This window comes from Rhizobium sp. NZLR11 (assembly GCF_019685115.1).
In the GTDB taxonomy this organism is placed as follows: domain Bacteria; phylum Pseudomonadota; class Alphaproteobacteria; order Rhizobiales; family Rhizobiaceae; genus Rhizobium.
In genome coordinates this window covers 169332-191810 of record NZ_JABDWD010000009.1, presented here as the reverse complement: position 1 = coordinate 191810, position 22479 = coordinate 169332, and the positions used below count along the sequence as shown (strand labels likewise).

Sequence of the window (22479 nt, the reverse complement as noted above, 5' to 3'; positions counted from 1 at the left end):
GAGCGCTCAATGCTCTTTGTTGGCGTAGACCGAACGCTTCGTCAGGTAGATCAGCACCGTGAAGATCGCCAGGAAGATCATGACCATGAAGCCGGTGCGCTTGCGCTCCTCAAGATGCGGCTCGGCGGCCCACATCAGGAAGGAGGAGACGTCCTTGGAATACTGGTCGACGGTCTGCGGTGCGCCGTCGTCATAGGTCACCTGGCCATCGGAGAGCGGCTTCGGCATGGCGAGGACGGCAGCGGCATGGAAATACGGGTTATAATGTCCGCCCTGCGGCACTTGGAAACCGGCCGGCGGCTCTTCATAGCCGGTCAACAGCGCGTGGATATAGTCCGGGCCGTTTTCCTGATACTGCGTGAAGACGTCGAAGACGAATTGCGGGAAGCCGCGCTCGACTTCGCGGGCTTTGGCGATCAGCGAAAAATCAGGCGGAGCCGCACCGTTGTTGGAAGCGGCAGCCGCCTCCGCATTGGCGAAAGGCGCCGGGAAGTGGTCGGAAGGGACCGCCTTGCGGGTAAACATCTCGCCGGCCGCATTCGGGCCGTCCTGGACTTCGTAGTTCGCGGCGAAAGCTTTCACCTGCCCCTCGTTGTAGCCGAGCTCGTCGAGCATGCGGAAAGGCACGAGGTTCATCGAATGGCAGGCGGAACAGACTTCGGTGTAGACCTTGAGGCCGCGCTGAAGCTGAGCCTTGTCGTAATGGCCGAACGGACCGGCGAAAGTCCATTCCTCCTCCTTCGGCTCCTTCAGCGGATAGTGCGGCGTCGCACTTTCCGCGTGATGGGCAGGAGCAGCACCGTTGGCGGGCGTCGCTTCCTGGGCGACGGCGGCGCTGCCGAGAACAGCAGCGACTGCGAGCGAAAGAATGCTTGCAACAAGCGTTTTCATGTTTTTGTTCCCTTCCGCCGCGCGCTTACGCATTGGCCGCCGCACTGGCGGCAGCTGTCTTGTTGCGCTTTTCGAGCACCGCTTCGGTGATCGAGTTCGGGATGCGGCGCGGCGTTTCCACCAGGCCGAGAACTGGCATGGCGACCAGGAAGAAAGCGAAGTAGAGAAGCGTGCAGATCTGCGAAATCGTGGTGAACAGGCCTTCCGCCGGTTGCGAACCCAGCCAGCCGAGGATGATCGCGTTGATCACGAACAGCCAGTAGAACAGCTTGTACCAGGGACGGTAGACCGCCGAGCGGACCTTCGAGGTATCGAGCCAGGGCAGGAAGAACAGCACGATGATCGCACCGAACATCACCAGCACGCCGCCGAGCTTGGAGTCGATCGGGCCGACGTTGAAGGTGATCGAACGCAGCATCGCGTAGAACGGCAGGAAGTACCATTCCGGAACGATGTGGGCCGGTGTCTTCAACGGGTCGGCCGGGATGTAGTTGTCGGCATGGCCGAGGAAGTTCGGCAGGTAGAAGACGAAATAGGCATAGACCAGCAGGAAGATTGAGACGCCGAGCGCATCCTTCATCGTCGCATAGGGCGTGAAGCGCACGGTGTCCGTCTTCGTCTTGACCTCGACGCCCGTCGGGTTGGTCTGGCCGACGACGTGCAGCGCCCAGATATGCAGGACGACGACGCCGGCGATCATGAAGGGCAGCAGGTAATGCAGCGAGAAGAAGCGGTTCAGCGTCGGCTGATCGACGGCGAAGCCGCCCAGCAGAAACTGCTGGATCCATTCGCCGACCAGCGGGAAGGCCGAGAAGAAGCCGGTAATGACGGTCGCGCCCCAGAAGGACATCTGCCCCCACGGCAGAACGTAGCCCATGAAGCCGGTCGCCATCATCAGCAGGTAGATGACCACGCCGAGGATCCAGAGGATTTCGCGCGGTGCCTTGTAGGAACCGTAATAGAGGCCGCGGGCGATGTGCAGATAGACGGCGACGAAGAAGAAGGAGGCGCCGTTGGCATGCATATAGCGCAGCATCCAGCCATGATTGACGTCACGCATGATCTTTTCAACGGAGTTGAAGGCGATCGTCGTGTCGGCGGCATAGTGCATGGCCAGCACCACGCCCGTCAGGATCTGCACGATCAGCATGACGGCGAGCATGGCGCCGAATGTATAGGCGTAGTTCAGGTTCCTGGGAACCGGATAGGCGATGAAGCTGTCATAGACCATGCGCGGCAAAGGCAGGCGCGCATCGACCCATTTCTCAAGGCCGGTTGATGGCTCGTAGCTGGAATGGCCACTCATTAATCAGTCTCCCCTCAACCGATCTTGATCTTGGTATCGGATATAAATGAAAAGGTCGGAATCGCCAGGTTCTGCGGCGCAGGACCCTTACGGATGCGGCCGGCCGTATCGTAGACCGAGCCATGGCAGGGACAGAACCAACCATTGTATTCGCCGGCCTGGCCGAGCGGCACGCAGCCGAGATGGGTGCAGGTGCCGATCATGACGATCCAGTTTTCCTTGTCCTTGCCACCTGAACGGTCGACACCCGTTGCCTGAGCTTCGGGCGGCAGATTGGCATTGCGGGCGATCGGATCCTTGAGGTCCGCCAGCGCAACATCGGCGGCGGCCTTCACTTCTTCAGCCGTGCGGTTGCGGATGAAGATCGGCTTGCCGCGCCACTTGACCGTCAGCGACATGCCGGGCTCGAGGCTCGCAACATCGACTTCGATGGAGGCCAGCGCCAGCGTCGACGCATCCGGGCGCATTTGGTCGACGAACGGCCAGGCAACCGCGACGGCGCCGACAGCACCTGCCATACCAGTGGTGAGATAAAGGAAATCACGGCGAGTAGGCTCTGTTGAAGCCTCGCTTGTCGTTACGTGTTCGCTCACGGCCTAACCATCCTCTGCGCAATTATCGCGGAATTCCGCCCTGCCCCCTCTGCCGGCGAATCGATCCAGACACAATTCGGCCATAGATTCCCCGGCAATCCGGCGCGTTCTAAGCTTGATCGCAAATTATGTCCAGCCTTGGCAAGGGGAAGAGGGCACAATGTCGCGGGAATTTCCGATGAATTTTTTAAGGCAAACACGAGCTTGCGATTATGTTGCATTGCAACAAAAATGCCGCCGTGATAGGCGCAGTCGCAATCACGCCAGCGAGCCGGACCGGAGCGGATGAGAGACACGATTTTCTGCGTATTCAGCGTTCTCACAACCCTGGTTCTCACCATCGTCTCACTGCGATACGTTAGCAACTTCTATCTGCTTTCTCTCTTTTACAGTTTCCAGATCCATCTGGCGGTGGCAGCAGCGGCAGCGTCGATCGCAGCCTTTCTCGTCAAGCGGCACTGGTATGCGCTGCTGACGCTCGCCGTATCCGCGGTCCTTGCCGTCCATGGTGTGGTGATGACGCGCGAATTCGTCGAGCCCGCCGTCGCCGAAGGCCGCCCGGCCCTCTTCAAGCTGATGTCTTTCAATATCGAGAATGATAATTTCGCCAACGGCGCAGCAATCGCCGATATGGCCATCGCCTCGGGTGCCGACGTCGTCAGCATCCTGGAGGCCGAACCGCTGCTGTCGGAACTGCCGCGGTTATTGAAGACCTATCCCTATTACGTCGGCTGTGGTGTCGGCATGCAGGAATGCGATACGCTGGTGCTGTCGAAGCGCCCGCTCATCGAACCTCGCATCCGCAACCTCGGGCTGCTCTGGCGCAACCGGCTGACGATCTCGACGATCGACTTCGACGGCCAGAAGATCAATTTCCTCGCCGCGCACCTGACCAAACCTTATTACGACGAATTCCATGGCCTGGAAATCGAAGATCTCACGGAGATTATTCCCTCACTGCCGGGACCGCTCGTTCTTGCCGGTGATTTCAACACGTCGATTCTGGCGCCCGACGTGCAGTATCTCATGCGCAGCCAAGGCTTGGGCACGGTATCGCTGGAGCCGGCGACATGGCCGATCGCCGCAGGCGCCTTCGGCATTCCGATTGATCACGTCTTCAGCAGGGCGCCCCTGCGGCTGAAATCGGTCCGCCGCATCGGGGACAGTTTCGGTTCAAATCATTTTGGCCTCATGGCGGAATTCGTCGTCGACCCTTGAGCCCACGTCTTCGTCCGCCGCGAGGAAGCCGCCGGACTGGCGCGCCCAGAGCTCGGCATAGAGCCCGCCGCGGCGAAGCAGTTGGTCATGGCTGCCCTCCTCGATGATCCGGCCGAGATCAACAACGATCAGCCGGTCGAGTGCTGCAATCGTCGACAGCCGGTGGGCGATCGCAAGCACCGTTTTGCCTTCCATGATCCGATGGAGATTGGATTGGATCGCTTCCTCCACTTCCGAATCGAGGGCCGACGTCGCTTCGTCGAGGACGAGGATCGGAGCGTCCTTGAGCATGACGCGGGCAATGGCGATGCGCTGCCGCTGTCCGCCTGACAGTTTGACACCGCGTTCGCCGACATGCGCATCGAAACCTCTACGGCCCTGCTGATCCTGCAGCCGCTCGATAAAGTCGATGGCTTCGGCACGCCTGGCCGCCTCGACCAACCGCTCCTCACCGGCATCCGGCCGTCCGAACAGGATATTGTCGCGCACCGAACGATGCAGCAGCGAGGTGTCCTGGCTGACGACGCCGATCTGCATCCTGAGAGATTCCTGCGTCACGGCCGCAATATCCTGGCCGTCGATGAGAATGCGACCATCCTGAATGTCGTAGAGGCGCAGCAGCAGGTTCATCAGCGTCGATTTTCCCGCCCCCGAACGGCCGACGATCCCGACCTTTTCGCCCGGTTGGATGGTCAGTGAGAAATTCTCGACGACCGGCAGGTGACCCTTGCCGTAGCGGAAGGAAACATTGTCGAAGCGGATGCCGGGCTGCCGGATCAGCAGGCTCTTCGCATCCGGCCGATCGACGAGCCCCAGAGGTTGGGATATCAGCTCGGCGGCGTTCTGAATGGTGCCGAGATTGCGCATGATACCGTTAAACTGCGTCATCAGCCGCCCGAGCAGGAAATTTAGCCTGAGCACCAGCGCCAAAGAAAATGCCACGGCACCGGAGCTGATCAGGCCGCGCAGCCAGAGATCGACGCTCAGCCCCGCCATCGTTACAATCATCAGGCCGGAGAGCAGCGCCATCGAGGCCCTGACGCCGGTGATGAACCGCGTGAAACGCAGAACCGTATCCTGAAAGATATCGAAGCCCTGCCGCATGTATCGGTCGCTTTCCTCGTCGCGCGCAAACAGCTTCAGCGTCTGCATGTTGCTGTAGGAATCGACCATTCGGCCGTTCAGCATCGATCCGGCCTCCGCTGTTTCGCGGGAATGAAGGCGGATCCGCGGAACGAAATGACGGGCAAGCAGGCCGAAGGCGCCAAGCCAGAACAGCACGACGGCGGCAAGGGAAAAGTCCAGCCGGGCGACGAGCACCAGCGTCGTCACGGCATAAATTCCGACGAACCAGACGCTTTCCATCAGCGAAGTGACGAGATCCCCGGTTGCCTGCCCGGCCGACCAGACCTTGGTAACGATGCGTCCGGAGAAATCGCTCTGGAAGAACGATAAAGACTGCCTGGAGACATGGAGATAGGATTGCCAACGTGCTAGATTGTAGAAACCCGGCGTGATCACCTGCTGATCGACGAGCGCGATCAGGAAGGCGACGACGAAACGCACGAGCCCGATGAGCGCGAGCATGCTGAACAGCTCGCCGCCATGGGCTGCGAGAAGACCGCTCCAGCCGGCGCCGGGCCTGATACTGCCAAGGATATCGACGAGCCGGCCGACGAACCAGAAAAGTGCGGCCTCGATGGCCGCCGATGTGCCGCCGAGAATGAGCATGGCGACGAACGGCATCTTCGCCTGGCCGATATAGAACCGGATGAAACCGAGCGTCGAGCCCGGCGGCTGAAGATTGGCGCGCGGACCGAACGGATCGATCCAGGTTTCGAACAGGCGAAGGATGGGGCGCAGGAACATGGAAGCGATATAGGCGGATTGAGCCGAGCGGCAAAGGGAATGAAAAGCGGACGCAACCTTATATTTTGGTAATGAACGATAACATCGGCGGCATCGCCATTGATTACCCCCGAACCCGTCACAATCTGACGATACGATCGCACTTCACCGGAGAGTATCCATGGAAACGAAAATGCTCGATGTGCATATTCCGCTTCCGCTCGCGGAAAGGCTCGATGCCCTGGCTCTCGACCTGGCATTGCCGCGCGACGAAATCGTCACCGAGGCCGTTACCGCCTGGCTCGACCAGGAGGAGCGCCGCCGCATCGTCGCGCTGCGCACCCTCGCCGCCGCCAACACCATCATCCTCGTCGAACATGACCGCGTCATCGACTGGGCCGACAGCCTGTGAATGGACGGGGCGGCCGTCGGCAGTCCCCAATACCGTTGGCAACCACAAAGTAGCCAGGATAGGAATTCAAAAGGCCTTACCCGCTTCCGCCGGGAGGGCCCTTTATCATTCCGCCGCCTCTTCCGCCTCTTCGGCGTGATCGGAGAGGAAGCCGCCGGACTGGCGGTTCCAGAGGTCGGCATAGATGCCGCGTCCTTCGACGAGTTCGGCATGCGAACCGGCCTCGACGATTCGGCCCTTGTCGAGCACGATCAGCCGGTCCATCTCCGTCAACGTCGACAGCCGGTGAGCGATCGCGATTACCGTCTTGCCCTCCATCAGGGCAAACAGGTTTTCCTGGATCGCCGCCTCGACTTCGGAATCGAGCGCCGAGGTCGCCTCGTCGAGCACCAGGATCGGCGCGTCCTTAAGGAAAACGCGGGCGATCGCGACGCGCTGCCGCTGGCCGCCGGAGAGCTTGACGCCGCGTTCGCCGACCTGAGCGTCAAGCCCCTCGCGGCCTTGCATGTCGACGAGCCCTTCGATGAACTCCCAGGCATTGGCGCGCTTGGCGGCCTCGATGATCTCGACGTCCGAGGCATCGGGACGGCCGTAGGCGATGTTGTCGCGGATCGAGCGATGCAGCAGCGAGGTATCCTGCGTCACCACGCCGATCAGCGAGCGCAGGCTTTCTTGCGAGACGCCGGCGATGTCCTGCCCGTCGATAGTGATGCGCCCACTCTCCAGGTCGTAGAAGCGCAGCAACAGGTTCATCAGCGTCGTCTTGCCGGCGCCGGAGCGGCCGACGAGACCGACCTTCTCGCCCGCCTTGATGTCGAGTGACAGGTTGTCGATGACACCCTTGCTCTTGCCGTAGTGGAAGCGGATGCGGTCGTAGTGGATCGCGCCCTTCTTCGCCGTCAAACTGGGAGCGCCCGGCTTGTCGACGATGTCGTGCTGTTTGCTCATCATCTCCATGCCGTCATAGACCGTGCCGATATTCTCGAACAGCGCCGAGACTTCCCACATGATCCATTGCGACATACCGTTGACGCGCATCGCAAGTCCGATGGCGATGGCGATGGCTCCGACCGAGATCGCGCCGTTCAGCCAGAACCAGATCGACAGACCGGAGATGACGAAGAGCGCGACACAGTTGTTCAGATAGACGCTGATGTGGAAGAGTGTCACCTTGCGCATCTGCTTGTGCACGGTCTGCAGGAACTCGTCCATGCCCTCCTTGGCATAGACCTCCTCGCGGCCGGCATGCGAAAACAGCTTGACGGTGGCGATATTCGTATAGCTGTCGACCACGCGCCCCGTCATCATCGAGCGCGCATCCGCCTGCGTCGCAGCGATCTTGCGAAGCCGCGGCACGAAATAGGCGACGATGCCGATGTAGACGGCGAGCCAGACGAGGATCGGGATCATCAGCCGCCAGTCTGCCGCCGCAATGACGATGATCATCGTCAGGAAGTAGGTCACAACGTAGACGAAGACGTCGAGGATCTTCATCACCGTTTCGCGCACGGCAAGCGAGGTCTGCATGACCTTGGTCGCCACGCGCCCGGCAAACTCATTGGCGAAGAACGTCATGCTGTGGCGCAGCAGGAAGCGGTGCATCTGCCAGCGTGCAATCATCGGATAGTTACCGAGCATCATCTGATGCATGATCAGAGAATCGAGCCCCGCCGTCAGCGGCAGACCGATCAGCACCAGCGCCGCCATCCAGAAAAGCTTGTGGCCCTCCCTGTCCAGGAAGTTGGCGCGATCGGCATTGGTCAGCCAGTCGACGATGTCGCCGAGGAACTGGAAGAGCGCCACTTCGCCGACGGCGATCAGCGCGGTCAACAGGGCCATCAGTCCGAGCCATGGCGCCGCCGGTTTGCTGTAGTGCCAGCAAAAGGCAAAGAGACCCTTCGGCGGAGCAACGGGCTCCTCGCTTGGAAAGGGATTGAGTCGCTGTTCGAACCAGCCAAACATGAAATTGCTCCGAAACGTCAGCGTTCCGGCTCCCGGCTTCGCGCCATCCCAGCGCATGCAAGCACATATGGGAACCGAACGTTCAAGGGGCGAGGCTGAAACAGCCGCACAATGGATCAAAAAGAGGGATTCAAGAAGAAATGCGCCCTAGCGGCGCCGCGTCGCCTTGGACGGCATCACGGCGGGAAAGCGCATATCGAGCAAAATATTCATGACGGCCCTCCCTGCTGGCGACTGAAGACATGCATGGATAACGCGAAAATCGCGAAATTTCCAGCCCAATAATGGCGCAAATTGAACGTTTCCGGGCCAAACTGCGCCCTGTTGCGCCGAAAGCAAGGTTGCATTAGGCCTCTCGCGTGGAAACGGAAACCAAAAAGCGGGCATGATGACGGACCTGAGATTGGCACTCTATCAGCCGGATATTCCCGGCAATACCGGCACGATCCTGCGCCTTGCAGCCTGCCTGGGCTTCGCGGTCGATCTGATCGAGCCCGCCGGCTTCGACGTCTCCGACCGCAACCTGAAACGATCAGGCATGGATTACATCGCCACAGCTAGCCTCACCCGACATATCAGCTGGGACCGCTTCGAGGCGTGGCGTCTGACCACCGGCCGCCGCCTAATCCTTGCCTCGACCAAGGCTGCGGACCGCTACACCGATCTTGCCTTTTGCCCCGACGCTATCCTGCTTTTCGGCCGCGAAAGCGCCGGCGTGCCGGATCAGGTCCATGAGAGGGCCGATGCCCGCATCCTGATCCCGATGGTCGAAGGCCAGCGCTCGATCAACGTCGCCGTCTCGGCTGCAATGATCGTCGGCGAAGCGATGCGCCAGACGGTCTGGGCCTGACCGCTGCTGGCGCGCGCAGAGCAAAGGCCCGCAGAATTGCGGATCCGCTGATGAATATGTCGCAAAATAGCGTTGTCTATCCGTCAAACCGGCGTATATTTATTAGCCGAGCAATCAAAAATACTGCGTAGCCTCCATGATTCCAATGGGTTGGACGCCTTATGAGGAAAGCACCACTTCTCCAGGCTGTGAAAGAAGAATAAAAACAAGAAATGGATTCCACAATCATCATGATCAACCTGTTCGGTGCCGTGGCCTTGCTGCTGTTCGGCCTCGCGCAGGTGAAGGACGGCGTGTCCAGGGCCTTCGGCGCACGACTGAGAACAGGGCTGGCGAGCGGCACGCGCGGTGGCTTCCGCTCCTTCCTGTCGGGGCTGGTAGCGACCATCGCGCTGCAGAGTTCGACGGCAACGGCGCTGATGACCGCATCCTTCGTCGAACGTGACCTGATCAAGCCGCGCATGGCGCAGATCGTCCTGCTCGGCGCCAATGTCGGCACCGCGATCACCGCCTGGATCGTCGCAACCGGCATCGAATGGCTCTCTCCGCTGCTGATCCTGACCGGCATCGTGCTTTACCGTGGCCGCTCCAGCGCCCGCCAGGGCGGTGGCGCGGCGCTGATCGGCATCGGTCTGATGCTGCTGTCGCTGCATTTGCTCGGCCTCGCCACGGAGCCGATGCGCGCCTCTCCGGCTCTCGCCGCCTTCATCGGCCTGCTGGACGGCGCTCTGCCCGTGGCGCTGCTCTTTTCAGCAGGCCTTGCCTTCCTTTCCTCGTCGAGCCTGGCTGTGGTGGTGCTTATCCTGTCGCTCGCCTCGGCGGGCCTGGTCTCGGCTGAACTCGTCATCGTGCTCGTGCTCGGCGCCAATCTCGGCGGCGCGATCCCACCTGTCATCGCGACATTGTCCGGACCGGTGTCGGCGCGGCGCGTCACTCTCGGCAATCTCGCGGTGCGCGCGCTCGGCTGCTTCATCGCCCTGCCGCTGGCGGGCTATGGCGCCGAACTCATCCAGATGCTGCCCTTCGGTCCGGCCAAGCTGCCGGTCGACGCGCATCTCGCCTTCAACCTTCTGCTCGCAGCACTCGCCTGGCCGTTCTCCCGGCCGCTCGCCACCCTGATGGCCCGGCTGGTGCCGGATCAGCCGGAGCCTGACAACGCACCGAAATATCTCGATGCGCAGGAGCTTTCGACACCCGTCATTGCCCTTGCGAGCGCCACCCGCGAAGTGCTCGGCGTCGGCGACATCATCGAGCGCATGCTGGTTAGGGTCTCCGAAGCCTTCGAGCAGAATGATGCCAGCAAACTTGCCGAAATCCCGGCTCTCGAAGAGCGCGTCGACCGGCTGCAGCAGGAAGTGAAGATCTATCTCTCGAAGCTCGGCCGCGACGGACTCACCGACGAGAACGCCCGCCGTTCGATCGTCGTCATCGATTATGCGATCAATCTCGAACATATGGGCGACATCATCGAGAAGGGCTTGCGGGAGCAGGTGGCGAAGAAGATCTCGCTTGGCCTGAAATTCTCCGATGACGGTCATCAGGAACTGCGCAAGCTGTTCGACCTGACGATCGACAATCTGCGGGTCGCCCAGACGATCTTCGTCACCCGCGATTTCAATCTCGCGCGGCAGATGATGGAGATAAAGGTTGAGGTGCGCCGGATGGAGAAGCAGTCGGCCGAGCGCCATCTCGAACGCCTGCGCGACGGCCGCGCCGACAGCCTGCAGACCAGCTCGCTGCATCTCGACATGCTGCGCGACCTGAAGCGGGTCAACGCCCACATTGTCTCTGTGGCGCATCCGATCATGGACGAGAGTGGCCTGCTGATTGAAAGCCGTGTGCGGCCCGCCGCGGAGTGAGGATCAGTCTGCCGAAGGCAGGCGGCGCATGGTGAATTCGATCTGGTCGCCGTCGAGCTGGCGCCAGCTCTCCACCTCTGTCCAGTAGGCGGCTTTCGGATATTCGTCGAACCATTCCCGCGCCTTGGCGCGTGCGTCGATCAGGGCGAGGCAATATGTCTCACGCACGAAGTGGTCTTTCCTGCGGGAAGAAGTTTCCGCCCGATGTCTCGCTATCCTGCGTTTCAGGCCGTCGAAGGACGGAGGTCCTGGAACTTTTTTCATCAAACCTACCTCTTCAGAAAAGGTAGTATCGAAATTCGGGATTTGCGAGTCGAATCTTGGAAGCGCTTGGCGGTCCTTGCTTGGCTTGGCGAGATGCGGCGCCACCTGCTAAACGGGGCGGATAATCGAGAATAAGCGAGTCGCTTCCTATGGAGATGCCGACCGCCGGAGGCGCGAATGGAAAGACCGGAACTGCCGATCGGCTTGCCTGAAGATATCGAAGAGAAGAAGGCGGCCGCCCGCAACTGGTTCGAAGGACTGCGCGATACGATCTGCGCCTCCTTCGAAACCCTTGAAGACGAGTTGGAAGGTCCGCTCTCCGATCAGGAGCCCGGCCGCTTCGTCGCCAAGGATTGGTGGCGCGAAAACGGCGGCGGCGGCCGCATGTCGATGATGGAGGGCCGTGTCTTCGAGAAGGTCGGCGTTCACACCTCCACCGTCCACGGCGAGTTCTCTCCGGACTTCCGGGCGCAGATACCTGGCGCCAAGGACGATCCGCGTTTCTGGGCCTCGGGCATTTCGCTGATTGCCCATCCCGTCAATCCCAACGTCCCGGCCGTGCATATGAACACCCGCATGGTGGTCACCACCAGCCGCTGGTTCGGCGGTGGCGCCGATCTGACGCCGGTGCTGTCGCGCCGCCGCACCCAGGAGGACGAGGATAGCCAGCTCTTCCACAAGGCCATGGAGATCGCCTGCCGCAATCATGCCGTCGCCGATTACGATGCCTATAAGGCCTGGTGCGACGAATATTTCTTCCTGAAACACCGCAGCGAGGCCCGCGGCATTGGCGGCATCTTCTACGACTGGCTGCATTCGAGCGAGGACGCTGGCGGCTGGGACGCCGATTTCGCCTTCACGCGCGATATCGGCCGGGCCTTCGCCATGGTCTATCCGAAGATCGTCCGCACCAACTTCAATAAATTGTGGACGGAGGCTGACCGCGACGAACAATTGATCCGCCGGGGCCGCTACGTCGAATTCAATCTGCTGTATGATCGCGGCACGATCTTCGGCCTGAAGACCGGCGGCAACGTTGAATCCATTCTCTCATCGTTGCCCCCCGTCGTCCGTTGGCCATGACACTGTGATACTCATCGATAAATTCGAGGTGATGGGCCTTCACGAAAATTAAGCGTGTCCTAACTTTATATGTATGTGCGTAACAATCGGAGGAGGATTGTCATGACGATACAAAGTGGCTCGCCTGCGTCCACGGATGTCCAGGAAACATCCCGCACGATCGACACGTCCGAGTTTCTGACGCGCATCGCCGAGAAATTGCGGACCAAGAGCGGCTCAGATCTGCCGCTGTCCTGCTTCATCGAGCAGGTCAAGCTGCAATTGGCTGGCGGGAAGTCGCCGGAACAGCTGCAGAACGAAGCAGCCGCCGCCAACAGCAACCTGCCCGGCCAGCTTTCGGATACCTACAAAGCCTGGGCGATGCCCGACTGACATTGCCTTTACCGGCCGGCATATCTATGCCGGCCGGAACCTTCCCTCCCCCCGCACATTCATAAATCGCGTGAGATCGCGATCGTCTTTGTGTTTTGAACAGAGGAGAAGACCATGCGACTTTTCGAATGCGGCACTCTCGTCCCGGGCTGCGCCTGGCATACACGGGCAGACAGCGACGCCGAGGTGGTCCGCCGCGCCGTCGAGCACCTGAAAAACGCTCACGGCGAAACCACGATCCGCGAGAACATGGTAGACAATATCAAGGTTCGCATTCGTGATGAGGTGAATGCAGCCTGATTATTGCACCTGTTCCAGTAGCCGGGCGAGCAGCGCCGCCCGGTCGGAAACGAAGTTTTCCTCCACCCACTGGTTTTCCAGGCCGGCAAGCAACTCGCCGACGCGCGGGCCGGACGCGATGCCGACCGACATCACGTCGCCGCCGTTCAGCGGAAATTGCGGCTTCTTCCAGTTCGCGGCCTGATCCAAGAGCTTGATGAGCCGCGCCGACCGCGCCATTTCATCGAAATCCCCTTCAGCCTTGCCGCGCGCAACGCCGAGCGCCAGCTTGAGCCGCGTCATGATGCCGTCGGCTCCGTTGCGGTAAAGCAGCCGTTCGAAGGCGGCCGACGACATGCCGTCATTGGCGGGCGCGGCCATTGCCCAGGCCTTGAGGGTAGCAGCTTCCGCATTCGAGAGCTTAAGCCGGACTGCCAGCGCCTCGAGCCGCGCCGCATCGGGCGGCACGATCGCCGCAAGCCGTAGCAGCGGATCGGGCGTCCAGCCGAGCGCCTTTTCGGTGGCGACCAGCGAAGGGATGGCATCGATCCCCCATAGTTCCGATTCCGGCAGGATTTCCGTCAGCACTGCCACCTGCCGCATCCAGAGCAGCGCTCTGCCTGGATCGGCAGCACCGAGCAGCTTCCGCAGTTCCGACCAGACGCGTTCTGCCGAAAGCGTCTTCAGTTTCGACCGCGCCGCCGCACACGCCTTCAGCCCCTCGGCATCCGGCCGTCCGGAGCCGTAATAGGCAAAGAAGCGGAAGAACCGCAGGATGCGCAGATGATCCTCGGCAATACGCTTTGCCGCATCGCCGATGAAGCGGATGTTGCGCCTCTCGATATCGGCAAGCCCGCCGACCAGATCCACCACCTCGCCCCTAGCATCGGCATAAAGCGCGTTGATCGTCAGATCCCGCCGTTCGGCATCTGCCTTCCAGTCGGTGCTGAAGGCAACCTCGGCATGGCGCCCGTCGGTCTCGACGTCGGTGCGAAGCGTCGTCACCTCGAAGGGCTTGCCGTCGATGACGAGCGTCACCGTTCCGTGCTGCAGGCCCGTCGGCACCGCCTTGATGCCGGCCTCGGCCGCCCGCTCCATCACCGCCTCCGGCCTGAGTGTCGTGGCGATGTCGATATCGCTGACCGGCAGATCCATCAGGCTGTTGCGCACGGCGCCGCCGACGATCCGCGCTTCGCCGTCGTCGGCCCCACCGTCGCCGTTGAGAAGTGCCAGGATCCGGCCGAGAGCCGGGTCGCGGAACCATGCTTGGTCGGCAAGACCGGTCATGCATAAAGCCTTTCGTAAAGCGTGCGGACGATGCCGGCTGTGATGCCCCAGATCATTCTGGTTTCATAGGGCACGCGGTAGAAATGCCGGTCGATGCCGTCGATGACACGCCGGTCGCGGGTATGATTGGCCGGGTCCATCAGGAAGGAAAGCGGCACCTCGAACACGTCGTCCACCTCGGTTGGGTTCAACGTCAGCGCGAAGCCAGGCGTGACGACGCCGAGCACCGGCGTGATGCGGAAGCCTGTCGAGGCAAGATAATTCGGCAGCCGCCCGACGGTCTCGACGAAGGAGCCGGGGAGACCGATCTCCTCCTCCGTCTCGCGGATCGCCGCCATTTCCGGTGAGATATCGGCAGGATCGATCGAGCCGCCGGGAAAGGCGATCTGCCCGGAATGCTTGCGCAGCGTCGCCGTGCGCTTGGTGAAGATCACCTGCGCCTCCTCACCGTCGTCGACGACGGGCACGAGCACGGCGGCGTCGCGCAGCTTGAAGGTCTCGACCTCGGCCACGATATCGGGATTGAGGATGTGGTCCCCGTGATCACGCCAGGCATGATCGACCGGCCCGCCATTCTGGTTGAGCGCGCGGCGGCGGAATTCGGCCGCTGAGAACAGCGGATAACGGTGGGTGATCGCATCATTCATCGGCAAAGAGCATCCAGTTCGTCGGCCGGCATGACCGGGAAGACCTCGCCGCCGGAGCGGATCGCAAACATCGCCCGCCCCTCCGCGTCGAAAATCTCGCCCAGCGCGACCAGTTCATACATCACCGCACGCGACACCAGCGCCTCCAGCCGCCCGCGCACATGCAGATAGGGTTTTAGTTCGGCATTCTCGCCCGCAATGGCAAAGCGCAGCCGATGCTCTCCTCCCGCCTCCACGACATCGCCGACATTGGTGCGGAAGGTCAGCACCTGTCGGCCTTGCTCCTTCGTCACGCTCATCTCAACGGCGATGAACGGAGCGTCGACGACCCTTATCCCGACCTTTTCCACAGGAGTTACGAGATAGGTCTTCTGGTCGTCATCCTTCCTCAAAACCGTCGAAAACAGCCGCACCAGCGCTGGCCGGCCGATCGGCGTGCCCATGTAGAACCAGGTGCCATCGGCCCTGATCTCCATATCGATGTCACCGCAGAAAGGCGGATTCCACCGCTCGACTGGCGGTAACCCACGTTTTTTTCCGCCGCTTTCATCAGACGCGCGCGAAATTAGCGCAGCAAGTCCCGCCGCATCCGCCTGTCCGCTGATTTCCTCGGCTGCCATTCTTCCGTCCCGGTTTGTCCTTAACGAAGTGATGTCACGAGATAGTCATTCGCAACGAACTTGTCAGCCCGTCACATCTCCATAACTCTATCGGGTATGAGGCACATGTATAAGTCCGCCGATTCGCTGCCGAATGATTTCAGCCGTTGGAGATGCCCATGAGTATGATGAAGACCGAAGCCAGCCTCGATGAAAAGGCGATCGTCGCCGCTGCCGAAAAGGCGCTCTCCGATATCGCCGCCATCCGCGGAGAAGTCTCGAAGGTGATCTTCGGTCAAGAAAGCGTCGTCGAGAACACCATTCTCGCCGTGCTGTCCGGCGGTCATGCTCTGCTCGTCGGCGTTCCCGGCCTTGCCAAGACCAGACTGGTAACGACGCTCGGCGAAGTGCTCGGCCTCGCCGCCAATCGCATTCAGTTCACCCCGGACCTGATGCCCTCGGATATTCTCGGATCCGAGGTGATGGACCAGGACGACAGTGGACGCCGCTCTTTCCGCTTCGTCAAGGGCCCTGTTTTCGCTCAGCTGCTGATGGCCGACGAGATCAACCGCGCCTCGCCGCGGACCCAGTCGGCCCTTCTGCAATCGATGCAGGAATATCACATCACCATCGCCGGCCAGCGATATGACCTGCCGGCCCCCTTCCATGTGCTCGCCACCCAGAACCCGCTCGAGCAGGAAGGCACCTATCCCCTGCCCGAAGCCCAGCTCGACCGCTTCCTGCTGCAGGTCGACGTCAACTATCCCGAACTCGCCGCCGAGCGCCAGATCCTGCTCGAGACGACGGGCTTAGGAGAAACCCGGCCGGAAGCCGTCATTAACGCGCAGCGGCTGATCGAAATTCAGGCCCTGGTGCGTCAGATGCCGGTAAGCGACACGGTCGTCGATGCCATCCTGGCGCTGGTGCGTTCTGCCCGTCCCGGACAGGGCAATGCCTCGACCGACAAGAACGTCGCCTGGGGTCCGGGCCCTCGCGCCGGCCAGGCGATGATGCTCTGCGCCCGCGCCCGGGCGCTCTACGAAGGTCGTCTCGCGCCCTCGCTCGACGATATCTTTGCGCTCGCCGAACCAATTCTCCAGCACCGCATGGCGTTGACTTTCGCTGCCCGCGCCGAAGGCATGTCGGTGCGCGACGTCATCGCCGGACTGGTCAAGCAGGCAAAGGGATAAGGAAGCCGGACGCGTGGCATCTATCGGACAGATCGTCAACCCGACACCCGGCAGCGATGCCCTTTCCCGCGCCAGGCAGCGGGCCGCCCTGGTGCCGGACTGCCTGGTGGAAGCCAAGCGCATCGCCAACACGGTGATCGCCGGCTGGCATGGCCGTCGCAAACGCGGCATCGGCGAGAATTTCTGGCAGTTCCGTCCCTATGCCGAGGGCGAAAGCCTGTCGCGCATCGATTGGCGCCGCTCCGCCCGCGACGACCATACCTATGTGCGCGAGCGCGAATGGGAGGCGGCCCACACCATCTGGCTCTGGTGCGACATGTCGCCCTCGATGATGTACAAGTCGAGCTATGGCAGCGTCTCCAAGGAAAGCCGCGCGCTGGTCGTCATGCTGGCGCTGGCTGAAATCCTTGCCCGCTCCGGCGAGCGCATCGGCTGCCCCGGCATCATGGAACCCGCCTCCGCCCGCAACGCCGCCGAGCGCCTTGCGGCTGCGCTCATGCATACGCCGCTGACCGGCGGCCTGCCGGAAACGGCGATGATCCGCGGCTGGAGTGACCTCGTCCTCATCGGCGATTTCCTCGATGATGCGCCGGCGATCATGGAACGCCTCGGCCCACTTGCCCGCCGCGGCCTGCGCGGCCACGTGGTCGAGATAGCAGATCCCGCCGAGGAGATATTCCCTTATAGCGGCCGCACCGAATTCACCGACCCGGAGAGCGGCGCCAAGCTTATCTCCGGCCGCGCCGAACACATCCGCGATGCCTATCGCAACGCCTACCTCGCCCGCAGGGACAGCCTCGGCCAGTCGCTGCGCCATCTCGGATGGACTTTTGCGACCCACCGCACCGATCATCTGGCGTCGGAGGCGCTGGTTGCGGTGCACATGTATCTGTCCGGCATGCCGGCCAAGGCAACGCATGGAGGGCAGCTATGACCGCCCTTCCCTTCGCTTTCGCCTTTCCCGCCATTCTCGGCGCACTCGTCGCCCTGCCCGTCATCTGGTGGCTGCTGCGGTTGACGCCCCCACGTCCGAAGACCGAGGTCTTCCCGCCGCTGAAGATCCTCGCCTCCGTGTTGAAGCGCGAGGAGACTCCGGCGCAGAGCCCGTGGTGGCTGACGCTGCTGCGCATGCTGCTCGCCGCCACCATCATCCTTGCGATCGCCGATCCGGTTTTCAATCCGCGCACCAGTTCGCTCGCATCCGGTGGCCCGCTCGTCCTCTTCGTCGACAACAGCTGGGCGGCCGCGCCCGACTGGGAGCGCCGCATCCAGACGGCTGACGCGCTGATAGACGACGCCGAATCCGCCGGCACACCCGTATCGATCGCCTTCACCGCCGATCCGACCAACGACGCCGTACCAGGTAGCGCCGCTGCCGCCCGCGACAAGCTGAGCGCTGCCGAGCCGCGACCGCTCGTGCCGGACCGCGAGCGCGCCTTCCAGGCGTTGCGCGCAGCGCTGAACGGCATCAAGCCCGGCACCCTCGCCTTCCTGGCCGACGGCGCCGCCGCCAGGGCCGACGACGCGACGGTGCGCAGGCTCGCCGAACTCCAGCCCGCCGATCTCCGCCTGATCGAAGGCGATGCTGCACGAACGGTCGCGATTACCGCGGCAAACAATGCGGCTGATGCCATGACCGTCAAGGTCACACGGCTCAACAGCTCGCATGCCGCATCCGTGGCGCTGAACGCCGTCGATACCCAGGGCCGCTCGATCGCCAACGGCAGGGTGGATTTCGCCCCAGGCCAGAGTGTCGCGACGAGTTCGATCACTGCACCCTTCGAGATGCGCAACGATTTCGCCCGCGTCAGCGTCGATAACGCCGCGACAGCAGGCGCCGTCCACCTTCTCGACGACGCATTCAGGCGCCGCCGCGTCGTTTTGCTGTCCGGTGGAGGTGGGGATGAATTTCAACCGCTGCTCTCGCCGCTCTATTATATCCAGCGGGCGCTGCAGCCTTACGCGGATCTGATCCAACCGGCCGATTCCGATCTTTCGATCGCCATTCCGAAACTTCTCGCCAGCAACCCCTCCATCATCATCATGGCCGATATCGGCCGGCTGCCCGAGGACACCTACGAACCTCTGACGCGTTGGATTTCGAATGGCGGTATGCTCCTGCGTTTCGCTGGCCCGCGCATGGCCGCAGCCCCTGCGGACGATCCGCTGATCCCCGTCATCCTGCGCCAGGGAGAACGGGCGCTGGGCGGCACATTGTCCTGGAGCGAGCCGCAGTCACTTGCCGAATTTCCGAATTTCGGGCCTTTCGCAGGCATCGCGCGTCCCGCCGATGTCGTCGTTAAGCGGCAGGTCCTTGCCGAACCGACGCCCGATCTTGCCGAACGCACCTGGGCGAGCCTGGCTGACGGCACGCCCCTCGTCACGATGAAGCAGCTCGCCTCCGGACAGATCGTTCTGTTTCACGTCACTGCGGAAGCGACTTGGTCCGATCTGCCGATCTCGGGCACTTTCGTCGACATGCTGCGCCACCTCCTGCAGATATCGCGCTCGGGCGGCGTGACGTCGGAGGCGCGCGGCAATGCGCGTGTCGCTGAAACCCTGCCGCCATTCCGTATGCTGACGGCCAAGGGCACGCTCGTCTCCGAGACGGGTTCGGCGCGGCCGCTCATTCCACAGGCCGGAGCCGAATCGACGGCGAATTTCGACAATCCGCCCGGGCTCTATGGTTCGGAAGATGGTTTCACCTCGCTGAACGTCCTGCCCGAGAACACCGAACTGACGCCACTCGACACAACGGGAACCAGTGCCGTGCACGAAGGCCTGATCGGCGGCGAAAGCTGGTCGGCAAAGCCCGCGTTTTTTCTCGCAGCCTTTCTGCTGCTGCTGGCCGATAGCCTGGTCGTCCTGTTCATGAATGGCGCCTTCTCGCGACTACGCCCGGCTACCCGCACAGCGGCGATGATCGCCATTGCGCTCAGTGCCGTCTTTCTCATCCAGCCCGGCACGCTTCATGCCAACGACTCCCAGCCCGGCGACGACCTCATCCTGCAAAGGCTCGACAACACGCACCTCGCCTATGTCGTCACCGGTGAACAGGACGTGGACGATATATCCGAGCGCGGTCTCGAGGGCCTCACCCAGTTCCTGACTTTCCGCACGACGCTGGAGCCGGCGCCGCCCGTGGGCATCGACCTCACCAAAGACGAGCTCGCCTTCTATCCGATCATCTACTGGCCGGTTTCGGCAACGGCGCCGATGCCGTCGACGGCGGCGATCAGCCGTATCGATGCCTATATGCGCAACGGCGGCACCGTGCTTTTCGATACCCGCGATCAGATCAGCGCATTGGACAATGGCGGCAATGTCAGCGCCAACGGCCAGAGGCTGCAGGCAATCCTCGCCAATCTCGACATTCCGCCGCTGGAACCGGTGCCCTCCGATCACGTGCTGACGAAGTCCTTCTATCTTTTGTCGAGCTTTCCCGGTCGTTACGCCGGCAGCCCGCTTTGGATCGAGGCTCGGCAGGGCGGCCGCGAAGCGACCGAAAAATCTGCTGCGACGGCCGACGGCGTTTCGCCGATCCTGATCACCGGCAATGATTTCGCCGGCGCCTGGGCAATCGACGACAGCGGCGTGCCGATGCTGCCGACCGTGCCGTCCGATGAAGCGCAGCGCGAATATGCCTACCGTGCCGGCGTCAACATCATGATGTACATGCTGACCGGCAACTACAAGACCGACCAGGTCCATGTTCCCGACCTTCTCGAACGGTTAGGACAATGAGATGACCTTCGACTTTTCGCCCTTCCTGCCTTGGCCGATTCTAGCCGCACTGGCCGCCGTCAGCGCCATCATCGCTGCCTTCGCGATCTGGCGCGGCATTCGCGGCGCCTGGATCAGAACACTGGCAGCTCTCGCCATGCTGGCCGCCCTTGCCAATCCTGTGCTGCTGCAGGAGGATAGGGATCAACTGTCGACGATCGTCCCGGTTCTCGTTGATCGAAGCCAGAGCCAGCAGACACCCGATCGCGTCAAGATGACCGACGATGCGCTTGCGGCCTTGAAGGGACAGCTCGCCCGCTTCCCCCAGATAGAGCCCCGCTTCGTCGACGTCGAAGGCGACGTCAATTCCGACGTACCGTCGACGCGCCTGTTCGACGCGCTGTCGGCAAACATCGCCGATGTTCCGCCTGCCCGCATTGGCGGCGCTATCATGCTGACCGACGGTGAAGTCCATGATGTTCCGGCCGCCAATCAGGCGCTCGGTTTCGATGCGCCTATCCATGGCCTCGTGACCGGCAAGGCCAACGAATTCGATCGCCGCATCGAAGTCATCAAGGGGCCGCGCTTCGGCATCGTCAACGAGGAGCAGCAGGTCGTTCTGCGCGTCTTCGACGACGGCCCAAGCCCCGGTGGCACGGCCAATGTCACGGTGAAGCTGAATGGTGACGAGATCGCCACCCTGCAGGCGACGCCCGGCCAGGATACGCCCTTTTCCTTCAAGGTGCCCGCCGGCGGCAGCAACGTGCTTGAATTCGCCGTTGCAGCGCTCCCCGGCGAGGTCACCACCGCCAACAACCGCGCCGTTCACGTCATCGACGGCATCCGCCAGAATCTTCGCGTCCTTCTCGTTTCCGGCGAGCCGCATGCCGGCGAGCGCGCCTGGCGTAACCTGCTGAAATCCGATGCCTCCGTCGACCTCGTTCACTTCACCATTCTGCGCCCGCCGGAAAAGCAGGACGGCACGCCGATCAACGAGCTATCGCTGATCGCCTTTCCGACGCGCGAACTCTTCGTCGACAAGATCAAGGATTTCGACCTGATCATCTTCGATCGCTACCAGCACCGCGGCGTGCTGCCGCTGCTCTATTACGATTACATCGCGCAATATGTCGAAAACGGCGGCGCGCTGCTGATCGCAGCCGGTCCCGAGCATGCCGGCCCGGATTCCATTGCACTGACGCCCCTTTCCTCGGTCCTGCCCGCGACGCCCACCGGAGAGATGATCGAGAAGGCCTTCTATCCCCGCCTCTCCGAGGAAGGCCGCAAGCATCCCGTCACCCGCGGCCTGGACGGCTCGGGCGAGGATCCGCCGCATTGGGGTCGCTGGTTCCGTAGCGTCGATGTCGACCGGCCGCAGGGGGAGACGATCATGCTGGGTGCCGACAACCACCCGCTGCTGGTGCTGAACCGCGCCGGACAGGGTCGCGTCGCCATGCTGCTTTCCGATCAGGGCTGGCTTTGGGCACGCGGCTTCGAAGGCGGCGGGCCGAACGTTTCGCTCTATCGCCGTATCGCCCATTGGCTGATGAAGGAGCCGGCGCTCGAGGAAGAAGCGCTGACGGCGCGCGCCTCCGGCCGGACACTTGAAGTCACCCGCCAGACGATCGGCGACAATCCGGGCAACGCCACCGTGCGTTATCCCTCAGGCAAGACTGAAACCCTGCCGCTCACCCAATCCGAACCGGGGCTCTACAAGGCCGAGAAGAGGATGGACGAAATCGGCCTCTTCGAAATCCGCAACGGCAGGCTGTCGACGCTCGTTCATATCGGCGCCGTCGACGCACCTGAATTCAAGGCGATGATCTCGACGACCGATGTGCTGAAGCCGGCCGCCGACAGAAGCAAGGGTCTCGTCACCCGCGTCGCTAACGAAAATGGCAGGATCACCGTCCCGCCGATCGTGCCGGTGCGCGGCCAAGTCCGCCTCGCCGACAACGATCGCATGATGATCCGCATGACCAGCGAAACGGTCTTGAAGGGCATCAACACGCTGCCGCTCTTTGCCGGTTTCGCCGGCGTCGGCATCCTGCTGCTAGCCTTCGGAACCATGTGGTGGCGCGAAGGGCGATAATCGC

Annotated in this window: 20 protein-coding genes; 11 read left to right on the top strand and 9 right to left on the bottom strand. The window is 62.2% G+C overall.

All coding sequences use genetic code 11. The features are described 5' to 3' along the window. Window positions 1-6 precede the first annotated feature (6 nt). The 3 genes from HJB83_RS17815 to petA are packed head-to-tail and all read right to left on the bottom strand — an operon-like array spanning window position 7 to window position 2790. Window positions 7-891, bottom strand: a complete 885-nt coding sequence (locus HJB83_RS17815; RefSeq protein ID WP_207581295.1) for a cytochrome c1 — start codon at window positions 889-891, stop codon at window positions 7-9. 25 nt (window positions 892-916) lie between these two features. Then, window positions 917-2197 (bottom strand): cytochrome b N-terminal domain-containing protein, encoded by a 1281-nt coding sequence (locus tag HJB83_RS17810; RefSeq protein WP_207581296.1) that lies wholly within the window; start codon window positions 2195-2197, stop codon window positions 917-919. A 14-nt stretch (window positions 2198-2211) separates the two neighbouring features. Beyond that, entirely contained in the window at window positions 2212-2790 is a 579-nt protein-coding gene (gene petA / locus HJB83_RS17805) for a ubiquinol-cytochrome c reductase iron-sulfur subunit (protein WP_207581297.1), read from the bottom strand. Between the two features lie 285 nt (window positions 2791-3075). Here petA and HJB83_RS17800 point away from each other — a divergent pair, with 285 nt between their 5' ends. After that, window positions 3076-4008, top strand: coding sequence for an endonuclease/exonuclease/phosphatase family protein (locus HJB83_RS17800; RefSeq protein ID WP_207581298.1), 933 nt, complete (start codon window positions 3076-3078; stop codon window positions 4006-4008). Here HJB83_RS17800 and HJB83_RS17795 read toward each other — a convergent pair. After that, window positions 3964-5877, bottom strand: coding sequence for an ABC transporter ATP-binding protein (locus HJB83_RS17795; RefSeq protein WP_221132501.1), 1914 nt, complete (start codon window positions 5875-5877; stop codon window positions 3964-3966). The two genes, HJB83_RS17800 and HJB83_RS17795, sit on opposite strands and share 45 nt — an antisense overlap. Window positions 5878-6037: 160 nt before the next feature. Between HJB83_RS17795 and HJB83_RS17790 the strand changes: the two genes are divergently transcribed. After that, window positions 6038-6268, top strand: coding sequence for a ribbon-helix-helix protein, CopG family (locus HJB83_RS17790; RefSeq protein WP_207581300.1), 231 nt, complete (start codon window positions 6038-6040; stop codon window positions 6266-6268). Window positions 6269-6373: 105 nt separating this feature from the next. Here the strand turns inward: HJB83_RS17790 and HJB83_RS17785 are convergent, their stop codons facing one another. Further along, a complete protein-coding gene (locus HJB83_RS17785; RefSeq protein WP_207581301.1) occupies window positions 6374-8230 on the bottom strand; it encodes an ABC transporter ATP-binding protein in 1857 nt (618 codons plus the stop codon). A 388-nt stretch (window positions 8231-8618) separates the two neighbouring features. On the opposite strand from HJB83_RS17785, the gene HJB83_RS17780 reads away from it, so the two are divergent. Next, window positions 8619-9080 (top strand): tRNA (cytidine(34)-2'-O)-methyltransferase, encoded by a 462-nt coding sequence (locus tag HJB83_RS17780; RefSeq protein WP_221132516.1) that lies wholly within the window; start codon window positions 8619-8621, stop codon window positions 9078-9080. A 212-nt stretch (window positions 9081-9292) separates the two neighbouring features. Next, window positions 9293-10939: a Na/Pi cotransporter family protein gene (locus tag HJB83_RS17775; RefSeq protein WP_207581302.1), complete on the top strand. Its 1647-nt coding sequence runs from the start codon at window positions 9293-9295 to the stop codon at window positions 10937-10939. A 3-nt stretch (window positions 10940-10942) separates the two neighbouring features. Here the strand turns inward: HJB83_RS17775 and HJB83_RS17770 are convergent, their stop codons facing one another. Further along, complete coding sequence (locus HJB83_RS17770) at window positions 10943-11203, bottom strand: hypothetical protein (protein WP_207581303.1); 261 nt, start codon at window positions 11201-11203, stop codon at window positions 10943-10945. A 177-nt stretch (window positions 11204-11380) separates the two neighbouring features. On the opposite strand from HJB83_RS17770, the gene hemF reads away from it, so the two are divergent. From hemF to HJB83_RS17755, 3 genes are all read left to right on the top strand, one after another. Continuing rightward, window positions 11381-12286, top strand: coding sequence for an oxygen-dependent coproporphyrinogen oxidase (gene hemF, locus HJB83_RS17765; RefSeq protein WP_207581304.1), 906 nt, complete (start codon window positions 11381-11383; stop codon window positions 12284-12286). A gap of 102 nt (window positions 12287-12388) precedes the next feature. Continuing rightward, entirely contained in the window at window positions 12389-12658 is a 270-nt protein-coding gene (locus HJB83_RS17760; RefSeq protein ID WP_207581305.1) for a hypothetical protein, read from the top strand. Between the two features lie 114 nt (window positions 12659-12772). Further along, window positions 12773-12958 (top strand): DUF1059 domain-containing protein, encoded by a 186-nt coding sequence (locus tag HJB83_RS17755; protein WP_207581306.1) that lies wholly within the window; start codon window positions 12773-12775, stop codon window positions 12956-12958. Here the strand turns inward: HJB83_RS17755 and HJB83_RS17750 are convergent, their stop codons facing one another. The 3 genes from HJB83_RS17750 to HJB83_RS17740 are packed head-to-tail and all read right to left on the bottom strand — an operon-like array spanning window position 12959 to window position 15491. After that, window positions 12959-14224 (bottom strand): CCA tRNA nucleotidyltransferase, encoded by a 1266-nt coding sequence (locus HJB83_RS17750; RefSeq protein WP_221132500.1) that lies wholly within the window; start codon window positions 14222-14224, stop codon window positions 12959-12961. It abuts the gene before it with no gap. Beyond that, window positions 14221-14871: a CoA pyrophosphatase gene (locus tag HJB83_RS17745; protein ID WP_207581308.1), complete on the bottom strand. Its 651-nt coding sequence runs from the start codon at window positions 14869-14871 to the stop codon at window positions 14221-14223. Before HJB83_RS17745 ends, HJB83_RS17750 begins: the two co-directional genes overlap by 4 nt. Further along, window positions 14868-15491 carry a DUF1285 domain-containing protein gene (locus tag HJB83_RS17740; RefSeq protein ID WP_221132499.1) on the bottom strand — a complete coding sequence of 208 codons (624 nt, stop codon included), beginning with the start codon at window positions 15489-15491 and terminating at the stop codon, window positions 14868-14870. The genes HJB83_RS17745 and HJB83_RS17740 overlap by 4 nt, the downstream gene beginning before the upstream one ends. 158 nt (window positions 15492-15649) lie before the next feature. Here HJB83_RS17740 and HJB83_RS17735 point away from each other — a divergent pair, with 158 nt between their 5' ends. Genes HJB83_RS17735 through HJB83_RS17720 form a run of 4 tightly spaced genes read left to right on the top strand, consistent with a single transcriptional unit; the run spans window position 15650 to window position 22475 of the window. Beyond that, window positions 15650-16660: a MoxR family ATPase gene (locus tag HJB83_RS17735; protein ID WP_207581310.1), complete on the top strand. Its 1011-nt coding sequence runs from the start codon at window positions 15650-15652 to the stop codon at window positions 16658-16660. A 13-nt stretch (window positions 16661-16673) separates the two neighbouring features. Beyond that, window positions 16674-17594 carry a DUF58 domain-containing protein gene (locus HJB83_RS17730; protein ID WP_221115861.1) on the top strand — a complete coding sequence of 307 codons (921 nt, stop codon included), beginning with the start codon at window positions 16674-16676 and terminating at the stop codon, window positions 17592-17594. Further along, on the top strand, window positions 17591-20404 hold the full coding sequence (locus tag HJB83_RS17725) for a DUF4159 domain-containing protein (RefSeq protein ID WP_221132498.1): 2814 nt from the start codon (window positions 17591-17593) through the stop codon (window positions 20402-20404). The genes HJB83_RS17730 and HJB83_RS17725 overlap by 4 nt, the downstream gene beginning before the upstream one ends. A gap of 1 nt (window position 20405) precedes the next feature. Continuing rightward, entirely contained in the window at window positions 20406-22475 is a 2070-nt protein-coding gene (locus tag HJB83_RS17720) for a hypothetical protein (protein ID WP_221132497.1), read from the top strand. Window positions 22476-22479: the final 4 nt, after the last annotated feature.